This window comes from Methylophilus sp. 5 (genome assembly GCF_000515275.1).
Taxonomy (GTDB): Bacteria; Pseudomonadota; Gammaproteobacteria; order Burkholderiales; family Methylophilaceae; genus Methylophilus.
Genome location: NZ_KI911560.1, coordinates 2,612,663 through 2,625,962, shown reverse-complemented (window position 1 = coordinate 2,625,962; position 13,300 = coordinate 2,612,663). Strand labels below are relative to the sequence as shown.

Below are 13,300 nucleotides of genomic sequence, written 5' to 3'. Positions count from 1 at the left end.
TTTTCATGGTGCGAATCAACGCAATAATAAAGATTAACCTTCACGATTACGCATAAAGTCAGCCACGCCATAGAGCTGATTGGCAATATGCTTCATTAAAGACTCTTCAAACTGTAGCGTATGCATGGCTTTAATCATGCAATACATCCATTGGTCACGCGCTGACTCGTCAATCGGAAATGGCATATGCCGTGCCCGCAAACGCGGATGACCGTAACGCTCAATATACAATTGTGGCCCGCCAGTCCAGCCCATTAAAAACATAAATAGTTTTTCTCTGGCCTCGGTTAAATCCGGCTGATGAATGGCACGTAAACTGGTGGCTTTAGGATCCGTATCCATCGTGTCGTAAAAGGTCTCAACCAGGTTACGGATCGTCTCTGCCCCTTTTTCCGCCCCACCCAGCCACTCAAATAAGGACTGCTTAGCCGTGTTAGGCTCTTGTATCTCTAATGCCATAATATTTAAGTTAGCCTGCTGCTTTTGGCGTCACCAGCGCTGCTGCCTGCTTGGCAAGTGTACGCGCTGATTCTGTATCGCCTGCCGTGGCAAGAGCCACGCCCATGCGGCGACGTACAAACGACTCCGGTTTGCCAAACAAGCGGATTTCGCTATTAGGCACAGACATCGCAGCCTCCAGGCCATGATACTCAAGCGCCTGTGCATCGGCGCCACCATAAATGACCGCGCTGGCACCAGCCTCTCGTTGCGCAACATCGACCGGCAAGCCAAGAATAGCGCGTGCATGTAGCTCAAACTCATTCAGGCGCTGCGTACACATGGTGACCATGCCGGTATCATGTGGGCGCGGGCTCACTTCTGAGAACCAGACCTGCTCACCTTTGACAAATAGCTCGACGCCAAACAGACCTTGGCCGCCCAAGGCGTCAGTCACCTGTTTGGCCACATGTTGTGCATTGATTAATGCTTGTGGATGCATGGCTTGTGGCTGCCAGCTCTCGACATAATCACCGTGCTTCTGCACATGGCCAATTGGCGCACAGAAGTATGTTTCTATCTGGCCGGATGCATTTTTAGCACGCACGGTCAGCAAGGTGATTTCATAATCAAAATCTATCTGGCCCTCGACGATGACCACGCCCTGATTAACGCGACCGCCACTGGCGGCATACTCCCAGGCGGTTTTAACCTCAGACGCTTGGGTAATGCGCGACTGCCCCTTGCCTGAAGACGACATGGTGGGTTTGATAAAGCACGGGTAACCAATGCCAGCATCAATCGCGGCCTGTAGCTCGCCCTCTGAGCGGGCAAACGCATAGGGCGAGGTAGGCAAGCCTAATTCTTCAGCCGCCAGGCGACGGATCCCTTCACGGTTCATGGTCAATTGCACTGCACGCACCGTTGGCACCACCGTCACGCCGGTCGCTTCAATCTCGGCCAGGGCCTGCGTATTCAAGGCCTCAATTTCTGGCACGATGTAATGCGGTTTTACCTGATTCACCAAGGCTTTTAATGCCGTGGCATCGGTCATATCAATCGCGTAGGCATGATGCGCCACCTGATGACCAGGCGCATGCGCATAACGATCAACGGCAATGACTTCCACCCCCAGACGCTGCAAGGCAATAATCACCTCTTTACCAAGCTCACCACTGCCTAACAACATGACCTTGGTCGCATTTGCGCTCAACGGGGTACCAATCATTTTTAGCTCCACTGTAAAAACGCAATGATACCATGCGCGATTTGGCTGATAGCTGATCGCGCTTGATTTATGTCATATGAGGCTAAGCTGTATAGGGTGGCAAAAGACACAAAAAAACCTCGCATTTGCGAGGTTTTTTAGCTACGAGTGATGCCATTAACGCGATTCACGTTTTGCCAACAGACCAATTGCAGCCAAGCCAGCAAACAACATGGCGGCATTTCCTGGCTCAGGCACCGTGGTCACATTCACCGCAATCTGGCCAGCGTTATCACCAAAGTTCGAGTCCCAGTAATATAACTTAAGCACACCACTCTCAGCCGCAACCCCGCTATAACTGGTGCCTAAGGCAATATAAGTACTACCTATGCGACCAACCAGTTGGCCAAAGTTAGCAGTAAAGCCATCCATGGTGACCGGGCCATAATTAATACCAATCAAGTTGCCGACCGCCTGACCGGAATCATCGGTGGCAGTGGCATACAAATCGCCGTTGAGGCCATCGGCAGTCGAGAACCTCGGTAACGCTCCTGCGCTCCACAAATCATCAACACTGACTGAGATATTAAATACATCGCCTGCATTTAATGTGATTGTATCCAAACCACTGGCCACACCTTGCGCAATACTGTTGTCATAAGCGCTGACATTATAGGTTGCCGCTTGCGCCTGATGACTGACTGCCAATACGAGTAACATTGCACTACATAATCGACTGACTAACATACCCCGCTCCTCATCAAATATTATAGAAATGTTTGATGACGTTATGCCCAATCTACAGGGTTGTCAATAGCCCTCACCAACAGGCCACCAGCATTCACTTTTAGTGCTGAATCAAGGCGTTAGCGCGTTTAGACCGAGATGCCATGCTTGTCCATGCGGTAGCGCATGGTCATTCTGGTAATCCCCAGCAGCCTGGCAGCTTTAGACACATTATGCCGCGCCTGCTCCAGGGCATTCAACAGCATGGCTTTTTCTGCATCATCCAGCGTCACCTGCGCTTCACCCTGTATAGACGGGTTTGCATTCACAGCTGCCATTTGTGGCAGCCCCAAATCGTGCTCTGAAATCATCGCCTGCGTGCACATTAAAACAGCTCGGCTAATCTGGTGGCGCATTTCACGCACATTGCCAGGCCAGTGATAGTTTTGTATCGCCATCAGTGCCATGGCACTAAACTCATGATGCGGCAATGCATAACGCTTTTCTGTCATCTGCCTGAAGTAGTTTGCCAGCAGCAATACATCCTGGCCACGGTCACGCAGCGGCGGCATCTGCATGGTGATCACATTTAAACGGTAGTACAAGTCTGAGCGAAAACGCCCTTCGCTGGACATATGATACAAATCACGATTAGTCGCCGCAATAATACGTGCCTGCACCGGGCGCTCTTTGGTCGAGCCCAATCGGCGCACCATTCTGCGCTCCAGCACATTCAGCAATTTCGCCTGTAAGCCCAGCGGTAACTCGCCAATTTCATCCAAAAATAAAGTGCCATCTTCGGCTGACTCAATCAAGCCGGGACGAGAGGCTACTGCGTTGGTAAACGCGCCCTTCTCATGGCCAAACAATTCACTTTCAATCAACTCAGCAGGCAACGAAGCACAATCAACATGCACAAACGGCTTGTCATGATTGGCACAACTGGCGTGCAGGTAACGCGCGACTACATCTTTACCGGTGCCGGTTTCACCGGTGATGAGCACCGTTGGCTGTACAGCGTCACTCAATGCGCTCAATTGCGCAATACGCGTAATTTGCTGGCGCACACTTTGCATGGCAGCACTTTCACCAATCAGCTGCACAGACTCGTTCACAATCGTATCGCGCTGCCTGGAGTAATCAAGGCTGGTCTGCAAGTCGGTTGTTTTCTCATTTTTTTGAATAATGAGCAGTAACTCTTCAAGATCAATCGGCTTTTTCAAGTAATCAATCGCACCCATTTTGATGGCATTCACGGCATCGGTCACATCGCCAAAGGCCGTCATGACGATGGTATTGATATTTTTGGCCACAAAGTCTGATAACAAATCCAGACCATTGCCATCGGGCAGGCGCATATCCAGCAGCGCCATATCCGGTTCAAACTGTTTTACCAGCAATCTGGCATCATGCAGAGATTCTGCGTGCTCGCACTCAAAGCCTGCTTTTTGTAGCCGTTTAACCACCGCTTTGGCAAACAGGACTTCATCCTCTACCAGCAGGATTTTTTTCTTAAACGGTAAAAAAACAGATTTATCCGTCGATGATGAAATTTGAGAGAGCACGCGTCGTCCTTATTATTGTTTATTAGTCACGGTCATAGCTTGCTAACGAAGGCTTGGCGCCAAACTCGTAGCGGAAGCCCAGCCAGCCAGCACGCGGGGCGCCTACCATCAGCAATTTGGAAGGCTCTTCATTACCTGAGAACTGACCGCCCTCAATCCAGTTTTCACCCAGCAAACCACCCGTGGCGTACTCTTTGTCAAAAATGTTGATGGCTTTAGCAAAAAACTGCCAGCCACTGCTACCAAAACGATAACGCGTATCGAGGTTAACAATGGTGAATCCACCCACCTTGCCAGAGTCCTGTACGTGCTCATCATCGCCATCATTGGCGCGATGACTATTGTTTTCGTTACCACGCACATACACATCTGAGTAAGTGTTGATATTGCTGCCCACCGTCCATTGTGATGTCACCTGATATTGCAGACGCAATTTCAAGGCATGCTCAGGCAAGTTTGGCAGTCGATCACCCTTGCTGAGCTGAATCGCAGTGCCATCAGAAGATGAGTTGACTTCATTGGTGATTTCAAACGGTGTTTGATAAGTGGCACGCACAAAGCTATAGCCAACATTCCATGACAAATCACCAGTCACACCGTTCAAACCGGCATCCAGGCCCACACGGCGTGTTTTACCAACGTTATCGAAATACCCCATGCCGTTAGTCGCGTTAGTCGCAATAAACTGAATGTCATCATGGTTTTCAGTACGATACACCGCAGTAGACCAGCGGATGTTATCGGTCAGCTGGCCACGAGCACCCACTTCAAAGGTTTTAGCCACCACTTTTTTCAATGGAGGGTCACCTGCCATGGCGTTAGGCAGCTTGCACGGCACTGCCGGGTTAGCACAACCCAACTCCATCGAGGTCGGTGCGCGCATACCTTCGTTATAGCTACCATACATTGTCAACGCTTGCGTCGGTGTGAAGTTCAAGCCAACCGCAGGGTTGAGTCGGTTAAAGCTGTGATCGCCAGACAAAGACTCAGGGTCAGTGACATCAGGTGTTAAACGATCACGGTTTTCAACCTTGATGTGGTTATAGCGGCCAGACATGGTTAAATGCCATTGGTCAGTCAATGACAAAGTATCAGTCACAAATGCGCCCCAGCTGGTGGTTCTGCCATTTAATTTCACGGCAGCTTCATCACTCAACTCGCCCAGGGCATCCACCCCACGTGACGCATTAATCAAACCGAACTCGGTAGACTGCGAGAATTTTATTTTTGAAAAGTCATAACCGCCGCCAACAATAAACTGGTTTTTCTTTTCAAATAATGGCTGGCTGAAGGTTAACTGGGTATTAAAGCCATGGCCTCTTTGACGTGTATTACTGCGGTTTAATGCGCCGGAACAGGTCTCTTCAGAGTTAGTGCCTGCCTGACAGGCGGCCAGCGCTGTGGCCAACTCGGTGCTGTCAACTTCACCGTTCGCATCCAAATCAAGTGCCCCTGAACCGTTAAAATCATCATTCACATCACCGTTCAAGGTTTTGCGGTTGGATTGACGGAAATAAACATTACCGGTCAACTGCACATCGTCATTAAACCAGTGGCTACCGGTCAAATTCAAGAAATTCATGCTGTTCTTGGTTTGGTCTGGGCGCGTATTGATACTGCTGCGGCCAAAGTCCTGAATCAATTCTTTTTGAACTAACCCGTTACCGATCATATTGTTATCAGCACCGGTATAACTTAATTCAAGACGCGTGGTTTCATTTTGCCAACCCACCTTACCAAACAACTGTTTTACTGTGCTTGGTGAATAATCACGCCAGCCGTCTTCATCAAAATAATTGCCAGAAATAAAATAATCTACTGAATTATCGTCTGATACGCCGCCAAACTCGGCAGCAGTATTCTTGCGTCCCCACGAACCAAAACTCGACTCAACGGCTCCGCCCTTGTGCGTACGCCCGTTTTTGGTCGTCACCGACAAAGCGCCACCCAGCGTGTTCAAGCCATAAACCGGATTAGAGCCTGGAATCAAACTCATGTTTGCAATCGCATTCACCGGAATCAAGTCCCAGTTAACCACGTCCCCAAAAGCCTCATTGACACGCACGCCGTCAACAAAAACAGACAAGCCTTGCGGTGTTCCTAATAAAGGCGACGCTGTAAAACCACGAAATAACACATCTGGTTGAAATGGATTGTTCTGTGTCTCATTCACACTCACCCCCACCATATTGTTATTCATAAAATCAGCAATCGTACTGCTGTGCTGATTCACCATGTCTTTACCTTTGGCTGACTGCACATTCGCAGGCACCTTTTCTAGTGGCAAGCCCACACCAGGCAATGGTGTCGTGCCCACGACCTCAACTTTTTCCAGTTTCACGGCCTCAGCATTGACTATCATCGCCTGCGCTGCATAAGCAGAGACGATAGCAAGCAGTAACGGCTTGATGGTTTTTTTATTCATAACGAATGATCCTTTTTCCCGAGAATACTTTTATTGAATATCTTTTGATTTAAAAGTACTTCTTAACAGCAAAAACTGTTCCGTTTATGCCATTAATAAAAAGACCATTGAAATCAATTAAATAAGATTTTTATGGTGGATATAAACCATAAAATTGGTTTATTACAGCCAATTTTATGGTTTTAATTGGTTTATTACAACCAAATTATCAATTAGAGGGGCTGGAGAAAAACTTCGAGGCCGTAAGCATTACGGCCAGGGCGCCAGGCTTCATCGACTGCAAGTGCAGCTAAAGCGACTAGCGTTTGTGAGGTGGTCGGTTGACTGGTGCTTACTTGCACCACAGGATAAAAAGCGCGCTGCCAGGGAGGGATCGCCAGCATTTGAAAAATCACTTTTAATTCGCGTCTTGGGCGTTTGGCATCTGGCTGCAAGGCTTCGCCGCCAGTGCGGGGGGCAACCAGCAATTGAATGCCCTCAGCCAATGGAATCGGCTGCCCGTATCTTTTATTGAGCGTAATGGCGGCCGGTGAAATGCCTAGCCTGGCCAGTGCGATACCGCGGCCCTTGCTGACTTTAAACTGCACCTGCCAGTCGCCCCAGATTTGCGTCTGATGCCCCTGCCAGATGAGCGGGGTTTGCGGCAGTGCGGCGGGTTTGGCAACACAATATAAGCGCTGCTGATAATGATGCAAATAGGCCTGGTGATTGGCCGCCTGGCCTTGTAATGGCAAATGCAAATAACGATGTGGCTTGACCGAGGATAGCTGTTTCCAGTAATCCTGCAGCTGCTCAGTATTAGGCATGCGCAATTGGCGCTGCTCAAACCAGAACCGCAATAGATTTTTGGCGCGTACGTCGCCCAGCGCGTTTAGATGCGGGATGTCTATCGACTGCCCCAGCCACTCCTCCCGCACGTCGCATTGCAACAAGTCCTGTTGTGCCAGTGTGTCCAACAATATTTGCGCATCAGCCAAGTGGCTAGCACTACGCAACAAGGCTTGATCAAGTTGCGCATAACGCTCTCGCAACACAGGCATCGCCTTTTGCCGCATAAAGTTGCGGTCATAGCTTACATCGGCATTACTTTCGTCTTCTACCCATTTAAGCCGCTGCTCAGCGGCATATTGCAGCAATTCGGCTTTAGAGGCGCTTAACAGCGGCCGCAGCAACGCGCGCTCGGCATCCCACTCACTCATGGCACTGAGGCCTTTTACCCCGGCGCCTCGCATCAGCTGCAACAACAAGGTTTCTGCCTGATCTTGCATATGATGCGCTGTGACGATGGCCACCGCCGCTATTTGCTGACGCACACGCGCTAACGCCTGATAGCGCGCATCACGTGCCGTGGCCTCAACCCCCAAGCCACTTTGCAAGTTAACATGCACTTTTTCACTATAAAAAGGGATGTCTTGATCAATGCACACCTGTTGGCACAGGTTTAGCCAGGCGTCAGCATTAGGGCTTAATCCATGATGCACATGCATGGCAGACAAGCTAAACGATAACGACTTGCTCAACTGTGACAAGGTGTGCAGCAGCACGATGGAATCAACACCACCACTGAGTGCAAGCAGCAAATTTGGTGGCGTAGCGTGTGGTGTATCGACCCCAGCCAGAAAGGTCCCGATGACATTTTCTAACTGAGATAGCAAGGACATGTTATTTTTCACTGCTGGATTTAAATTTACCGTAACCCATCAGGCGTTGGTAACGCGACTCAAGCAGTTGTGGCACTTTTTTGGCTTGCAATGTTTTGAGCTGCTGGCCAATGGCCAGACCAATGCGCTCCATCACTTCTTCGTAGTTACGGTGCGCACCACCTAATGGTTCGCTAATAATGTTATCTACCAAACCTAGTGATTTCAGGCGATCAGCGGTAATACCTAATGTTTCTGCGGCGTCAGGCGCTCTGCTGGCACTCTTCCACAAAATAGAGGCACAGCCTTCTGGCGAGATGACTGAATAAGTTGAGTATTGCAGCATGTTCAAATGGTCAACCACGCCCAATGCCAGCGCGCCGCCAGAACCACCCTCGCCGATCACCACACCGATAATCGGCGTTTTAAGCTCAGCCATCACATACAAATTGCGCGCAATCGCTTCGGATTGGCCACGCTCTTCGGCACCAATACCAGGATAAGCGCCCGGTGTATCAATAAAAGTGATGATAGGCAGGTGAAATTTTTCTGCCAGGCGGAACAAACGCAAGGCTTTACGATACCCCTCTGGGCGCGGCATGCCAAAATTACGGTATTGGCGCTCTTTAATATCACGGCCTTTTTGATGGCCCATGACCATCACCGGGATGCCTTTAAAACGGGCGATGCCGCCGACAATGGCAGGGTCATCGGCAAACGCACGGTCACCATGCAACTCTTGAAAGTCAGTAAACAAGGCACTGATGTAATCAATGGTGTAAGGCCGTTGCGGGTGGCGTGCCACCTGCGAGATCTGCCAGGCGCTTAAATTTTGATAAGTATCTTGCAGCAACTTGGTGTTTTTCTTTTGCAGCAAGTCCAGCTCTTTGGAAATATCCAGCGAGTCATGCTCATCATGCGAAACCTGCAAGGCTTCAATCCGTTTTTCCAGGGCAGCAATCGGCTGCTCAAAGTCAAGATAAGTCAGTTTACTAGGCGTTAGACGTTTTGCACTCATAATGAATTCCAATATGAATTCTTAGAAAAAAAGTTCAGGCATTATAAAGGATTTTGACGTTTTCTTTTGACAACCAGCCCTGTAAATTCTGCAACAGGTCATCATGCAGGACGACTTGCCAGGCATCCCCCAACATCAGGCTCACTTGCGCCGACTGGTTATGGTAGTCGACTTTGATCGGGCAACGCTTTTGCTCCTCGCCCGCGTAGCGGTAAGGCGTCAGCACATTCATCAGCCGCTGCACATCAGAGCTGCCATTACAACTCAGCATTAACATTTGTGCAAAACGGTTACGCACAGCAGCGAGGTCATACAGTTTTCTGGCGCTGACACGAATACCGCCAGAGAACTCATCATTGCTGATGCGCCCTTCTACCACCAGCAATTGGTCCTCTTTAATCCACTGCGCATGCTGCATAAGTAACTCTGAGCCAACCACAACATCTACCCGGCCAACAGCATCATCCAGCGTCACAATCGCCATCTTCCCGCGCTGGGTCATGCGCACGCGCACCCCCATCACCACACCTGCCAACAGCCTGGGCTGCTCTTGCGGCGCAAGCTCACTCAGGTTGCCTTTAATAAACGGCCCCAATTGTGGTTTGTAGCTCAAATATGGGTGGCCACTTAAATAAAAGCCCAGCGCCACTTTTTCTTCTATTAACGCCTGCTCCGGGCTCCACGGCGCAATGCCAGGCAATGCATGCCGGGTATCAACCACGCCGCCAAACAGGCAATCTTGCCCGGCATGTGCCGCGCTTTGCTCGGCAACACTAATGGCGGTATCTAGCCCAGCCAGCAAGGCAGCGCGATTTGGCTCCAGCTTATCGAACGCGCCGGCGCGAATCAGTGACTCAATCACGCGGCGATTGACTTTGCGTAAATCCAGCCGCTGACAAAAATCAAAAATATCCTTAAATGGACCTTGCGCCTGCCGAGAAGCCATCATCAACTCAATCGCCGCCAGACCGGTGCCTTTAATGGCGCCTAATCCATACAACACCTGCTGCGCACTCAACGGCTTAAACTGATACACGCTGGTATTCACATCGGGCGGCAACACCTCAATCTGGTTGGCGCCACAATCATCAAAAAACGTATGCACGTTATCGGTATTGTTCATGTCTGCCGACATGGTTGCTGCCAAAAATGCGGCCGGGTAATGCGCTTTAAGATAAGCCGTGTGATAGGCAACCAGCGCATAAGCGGCGGCGTGCGACTTGTTAAAACCATAGCCGGCAAACTTTTCCAGCAAGTCAAACAAGTCATTAGACTGTTGCAGGGTTAAGCCGTTTTTTTGCGCACCTTCGTTAAAGATTTCGCGCTGCTGCACCATTTCTTCTGGTTTTTTCTTACCCATGGCGCGCCGTAGCAAGTCGGCGCCGCCCAGGCTAAAGCCCGCCACCACCTGCGCGATCTGCATCACCTGCTCTTGATACACGGCAATACCGTAGGTTTCCTTGAGGATAGACTCGGTGGACGCATGCGGATACTCTACCCGTTGCGTACCATGCTTACGGCGGCAAAAGTCAGGAATAAGATCCATCGGGCCTGGGCGATATAACGCAACCAGCGCAATAATATCTTCAAACAAGTCAGGCTTGGCTTGCTTGAGCATGTCCTTCATGCCGCGCGACTCTAGCTGAAAAACGGCGGTGGTATTGGCGGTTTTAAGCAGGTGGTAACTGCGTTTGTCGTCCAGTGGAATCGTCTCAAAACTCAATGGCGGCAGCTCGTCTTGCGCGCGCTGGGCATTAGCGTTATCGAGCGCCATATTGAGAATGGTCAGAGTACGCAAGCCCAAAAAGTCGAACTTGACCAGGCCAACGGCTTCTACGTCGTCTTTATCATACTGGCTGACCAAACTGTCGCCATTCGGCTGGCAATACACTGGCGAAAAATCAGAAATCTTACCCGGAGCAATCAGCACGCCACCCGCGTGCATACCGATGTTACGCACCAGGCCTTCAAGCCGCAGCGCTAAAGAAAGTAATTCTGCGACCTCTTCTTCTTTTTCTCGACGCTCCTGTAATTGCGGCTCTTTTTCCAGCGCCGACTCGAGCGTAATGCCGAGCTCCAGCGGAATCAGTTTGGCAATGCCATCGACAAAGTTAAAAGGTAAATCGAGCACGCGGCCAACATCGCGGATGACCGCTTTGGCCGCCATGGTGCCGAAGGTGGCGATTTGTGACACCGATGCCAGGCCATATTTGTGCTTGACGTAATCGATGACTCGATCGCGTCCGTCCATGCAGAAGTCAATGTCGAAGTCGGGCATGGAAACCCGCTCAGGGTTTAAGAAACGCTCAAACAGCAGGTTGTATTTGAGCGGGTCCAGATCAGTAATGCCCAGGCTGTACGCAACTAGCGAACCCGCACCAGAACCCCGGCCCGGCCCCACTGGCACGCCATTATTTTTGGCCCAGTTAATAAAGTCAGCCACAATCAGAAAGTAGCCCGGGAAACCCATCTGCACAATGATGCCGCACTCGAATTGCAAGCGCTCTTCATATTCCTGGCGCTTGATTTCGCGCTTTTTTTCATCCGGATATAAATAGGCTAGTCTATGCTCCAGCCCAAGTTTTGACTGTTCTACTAAGTAAACATCCAGGCTTTCACCGTTCGGCGTCGGAAAGTCCGGCAAATAGTTTTTGCCTAGTGTCAGCGTCAGGTTGCAGCGTTTAGCGATTTCTACCGAGTTTTGCAATGCCAGCGGCATATCAGCAAACAAGGCCTGCATCTCGGCCTGGGTTTTCACATACTGTGTCGCAACAAACTTGCGTGGGCGGCGTTTATCCGCCAGCACATAGCCTTCAGCAATACAGGTGCGCGCCTCATGCGCCATGTAGTCGTCTGCGGTTTGAAACTGCACCGGGTGCGTCGCCACCACGGGTAGATCGAGCTGCTGTGCGATGAGCACCGTGTGCTGAATCAGTTGCTCCTGTGCATAGGCTTCGCTACTGCCAGCCTCGTGAACGCGCTGCACTTCAAGGTAATAGCGGCCGCTAAACACCTGCGCCCACTGTTGTGCATATTGCAAGGCCAGCGCCTGGTTGCCAGCCTGCAAAGCCAGGCCAACATCGCCTGCTGCAAAGCCAGACAGCACCAGCAAGCCGTCGTTTTTTTCAAGTAACCATTCAGCCTTGATTTCTGCCCGCTCACGGTACTGATTATGCAAATAAGCGCTTGATAATAGCTCGCACAAATTGCGATAGCCTTGCTGACTCTGCACCAGCAACAACAAGCGGTGCGGCTGATCACGCTGCGTCGCGTTTTCAATCCAGACATCACAGCCCAGGAGTGGCTTTAAGCCTTTGCCGCGTGCGGCTTTGTAGAACTTGACTGCGCCAAACAGGTTCGCAAGGTCGGTCAGCGCGATCGCTGGCATCGCATCGTTCTTGGCGGCTTTTACATAGTCGTCAATGCGCACTGTGCCATCCACAATGGAATACTCACTGTGACAGCGCAGATGAATAAATGCAGGTTGTAGGGTGGGAATTTCGGGCGCTTCCATGGCTTTATTTTAACCGCCAACGCGGTTTTTTGTACCCATGACGGGTGCAAATAATCTGGTTGACAGCGTTAAAATCCTGGCTAGCGCACCGACCTGCCTCACCCAGGCCGTGCAATAAAAATTGAATGCCCTAGACATAATGCTCTATGATGTCAGGCGTTTTCGTGAATAAATGACTGATCATGCCTAATGCCACCGCTTTGCTGAATGACCCGATACTGGTTGAAGATGAATTACCCCGCTTAGGTCAAACCTTACCTTTTTTTCAACTGGTCAATCATGCGCTGGAAGACGTGTCATTAGAAACGTTTAGTGGTCAGCGAAAAGTTCTGCATTTTTTTCCTGGCATAGACACCGCCACCAGCGCCAACAGCGTACGCATACTAGACCGCTTGGGCGCCAATTTGGAGAACACGGTTATTGTGCATATTTCTCCTGACTTACCGTTCACCATGACGCGCTTTCTAGACGCAGAAAACCTGTCTGCCAGCATTCATTTATCGACCATGCGTGGCCGCGATATGCTCAAAAACTACGGTGTGCTGATGATGACCAGCAAACTGGCAGGCTTGCCTGCGCGTGTACTCATCGTCGCCGATGAAAATGACCAGGTTTTGCATGTAGAACTGGTGAAAGAATTAACCAGCGAACCAGACTACGACGCAGCACTCGCCGTACTGTAAAACTGATTCCCTTACTTTTTATGTGGTTGATTGACATGGGCTGACACGTTAAAGTGTCCGTTTAACACTCATCAACACCTTTTT

General features: G+C 50.4%; 9 protein-coding genes. 1 reads left to right on the top strand and 8 read right to left on the bottom strand.

Features of this window, described 5'->3' with window-relative positions; all coding sequences use genetic code 11:
- Positions 1-33 precede the first annotated feature (33 nt).
- From METH5_RS0112770 to dnaE, 8 genes are all read right to left on the bottom strand, one after another.
- A complete protein-coding gene (locus tag METH5_RS0112770; protein WP_029148883.1) occupies positions 34-459 on the bottom strand; it encodes a group II truncated hemoglobin in 426 nt (141 codons plus the stop codon).
- Positions 460-469: 10 nt separating this feature from the next.
- Entirely contained in the window at positions 470-1,666 is a 1,197-nt protein-coding gene (purT, locus tag METH5_RS0112765) for a formate-dependent phosphoribosylglycinamide formyltransferase (RefSeq protein WP_198290697.1), read from the bottom strand.
- A 156-nt stretch (positions 1,667-1,822) separates the two neighbouring features.
- Positions 1,823-2,392 carry a PEP-CTERM sorting domain-containing protein gene (locus tag METH5_RS0112755; RefSeq protein ID WP_232411042.1) on the bottom strand — a complete coding sequence of 190 codons (570 nt, stop codon included), beginning with the start codon at positions 2,390-2,392 and terminating at the stop codon, positions 1,823-1,825.
- 128 nt (positions 2,393-2,520) lie between these two features.
- Positions 2,521-3,936, bottom strand: coding sequence for a sigma-54 dependent transcriptional regulator (locus METH5_RS0112750; RefSeq protein WP_029148880.1), 1,416 nt, complete (start codon positions 3,934-3,936; stop codon positions 2,521-2,523).
- 22 nt (positions 3,937-3,958) lie between these two features.
- A complete protein-coding gene (locus tag METH5_RS0112745) occupies positions 3,959-6,361 on the bottom strand; it encodes a TonB-dependent receptor (protein WP_029148879.1) in 2,403 nt (800 codons plus the stop codon).
- A gap of 212 nt (positions 6,362-6,573) precedes the next feature.
- Positions 6,574-8,022, bottom strand: coding sequence for a tRNA lysidine(34) synthetase TilS (tilS, locus tag METH5_RS0112740; RefSeq protein ID WP_029148878.1), 1,449 nt, complete (start codon positions 8,020-8,022; stop codon positions 6,574-6,576).
- A 1-nt stretch (position 8,023) separates the two neighbouring features.
- On the bottom strand, positions 8,024-9,019 hold the full coding sequence (locus tag METH5_RS0112735; protein WP_029148877.1) for an acetyl-CoA carboxylase carboxyltransferase subunit alpha: 996 nt from the start codon (positions 9,017-9,019) through the stop codon (positions 8,024-8,026).
- Between the two features lie 34 nt (positions 9,020-9,053).
- On the bottom strand, positions 9,054-12,533 hold the full coding sequence (gene dnaE / locus METH5_RS0112730; protein WP_029148876.1) for a DNA polymerase III subunit alpha: 3,480 nt from the start codon (positions 12,531-12,533) through the stop codon (positions 9,054-9,056).
- Positions 12,534-12,715: 182 nt separating this feature from the next.
- On the opposite strand from dnaE, the gene tpx reads away from it, so the two are divergent.
- Entirely contained in the window at positions 12,716-13,216 is a 501-nt protein-coding gene (gene tpx, locus METH5_RS0112725; protein WP_029148875.1) for a thiol peroxidase, read from the top strand.
- Positions 13,217-13,300 lie beyond the last annotated feature (84 nt).